A 1,595-nucleotide genomic window follows, 5' to 3' on the forward strand; every position below is an offset into this window, starting at 1 on the left:
GACAATACCGAATTTAAAAGGAAATGATTAGATGGGGTTTACCGCCAGCTTACAGTGTTGGTGCTATCAGGTAGATTTAAATATGGCAATGTTGACATTAATTGGTCTAATGCTCTGAAAATAATCACTGTAAAAATTTCAAATCGTGCACTCCTATATATATTGAGACCAATTAAAACAGTAGGGAAGTGTGTTCATAGATCTCACAGGAGTAAAAAATGAACGATCTTGGTGTTGTTTAAAGATGGTTTCGCTTGAAATAACGTTATTGAGCTTTAACTTTGAACGTTGCTGGCTTACTTCAATCGCGTAGCGATTGGTCATAAACAAAGATTTGTACACAAACAAACAGGTAAAATTTTTGCGGGTGGCTAAAGCCCAACCTCTAACACCAATTCACTTTCTGAAGTAGGTCCTGTTTTGCACTGAGGATACAAAAAGTAAAAGAGGCTCTTCTTTAGCTAAAGCTTTCGGCTTTAACACGTCGACATATTCATGGACGTTAGCCCATGGGATTATAGCTCTTTCAATTTTTATTTATCCTTATACGCATGCAGTAGCATCTGAGTGATGACTCGGATACTATTCCTTTGTTTAGAAAAAGGAAATGGTACATGGGAAGTCGTAAAATTGCTGTTCTAATTGATTCTGAGAACACGCCGCACTCTAAATTGAGCTCTATCATTGAAGAGCTATCACGCTACGGTCAAATCATCGTCAAACGTGCTTACGGCGACTTCTCGACTGAGCAACTCAAAAACTGGAAACAGCCTCTTAATGAACTAGCCATTCAAGCGAAGCAGCAATTTGCATACACTACGGGGAAGAACTCCACTGACGCACTCATGATAATTGATGCGATGGATCTGCTTTATAGCCAACGATTTGATGCCTTTGCTCTAATCTCGAGTGACAGTGATTTCACTAGCCTTGCAACGAGGCTGAGAGAGTCTGAAATGTATGTTATAGGGGTTGGTAAGGCAATGACGCCAGCTTCGTTTAAAAACGCCTGTGATGATTTTGTTGCCATTGAAAACCTTAACGGGGATAAGCCACAGGAAGAGTCCCCGCAACCTCCTCAACAATCCACTCAGATAACTGGTGTTGAGAAAGAGATCTGGCAACTGATGCACCGCGCTTGGCAAAACTATCGAGATGAATCTGGTTGGGCAAAACTAGGTGAGGTAGGGCAGTACCTTAAACGCTTGAAGCCTGACTTTGACCCGCGTAATTATGGCCTCAAGAAATTGTCTGACTTTTTCGACAAGTTCCCTAACCGTTACTCCACACGTCAATCAAAGCAATCTGGTTTGGAATTTAGGTTAGTTACTAAAGGTAGTAAGCATTGAGAGCTATGGGGTTGTGTCCACAGGAGCATTCGTGTTTCATACCCCGTCAGCACGCCTCTGGACATTTATGAGTTAAGTCAAAACCATTCCAGTTGGATTTCAGGTGAATAAAACTAATTATTCTTCTCGTCAGAAATAAAAAAGCTCCTAAACAGTAGGAGCTTAATTCACATCAGTAATTACTTCTCAGCATTTAAGATTCGTTGGTAAAGTGAATCTTTCAGCTCCGAACGTTCATGTTTAAGC

The 1,595-nt window shown here is 40.8% G+C and carries 1 protein-coding gene; it reads left to right on the plus strand.

Going from position 1 to position 1,595, the window contains the following annotated elements:
- The first annotated feature begins 614 nt into the window (after window positions 1-614).
- On the plus strand, window positions 615-1,349 hold the full coding sequence (locus AAFM34_RS20970) for an NYN domain-containing protein (RefSeq protein WP_341666229.1): 735 nt from the start codon (window positions 615-617) through the stop codon (window positions 1,347-1,349).
- Window positions 1,350-1,595 lie beyond the last annotated feature (246 nt).

Origin of the sequence: Vibrio sp. (assembly GCF_038138445.1) — a bacterium.
Lineage (GTDB): Bacteria > Pseudomonadota > Gammaproteobacteria > Enterobacterales > Vibrionaceae > Vibrio.

What these genes read in the sequence shown, in the direction of transcription:
- AAFM34_RS20970 (WP_341666229.1), top strand. Translation starts at nt 615, where the DNA reads ATGGGAAGTCGTAAAATTGCTGTTCTAATTGATTCTGAGAACACGCCG.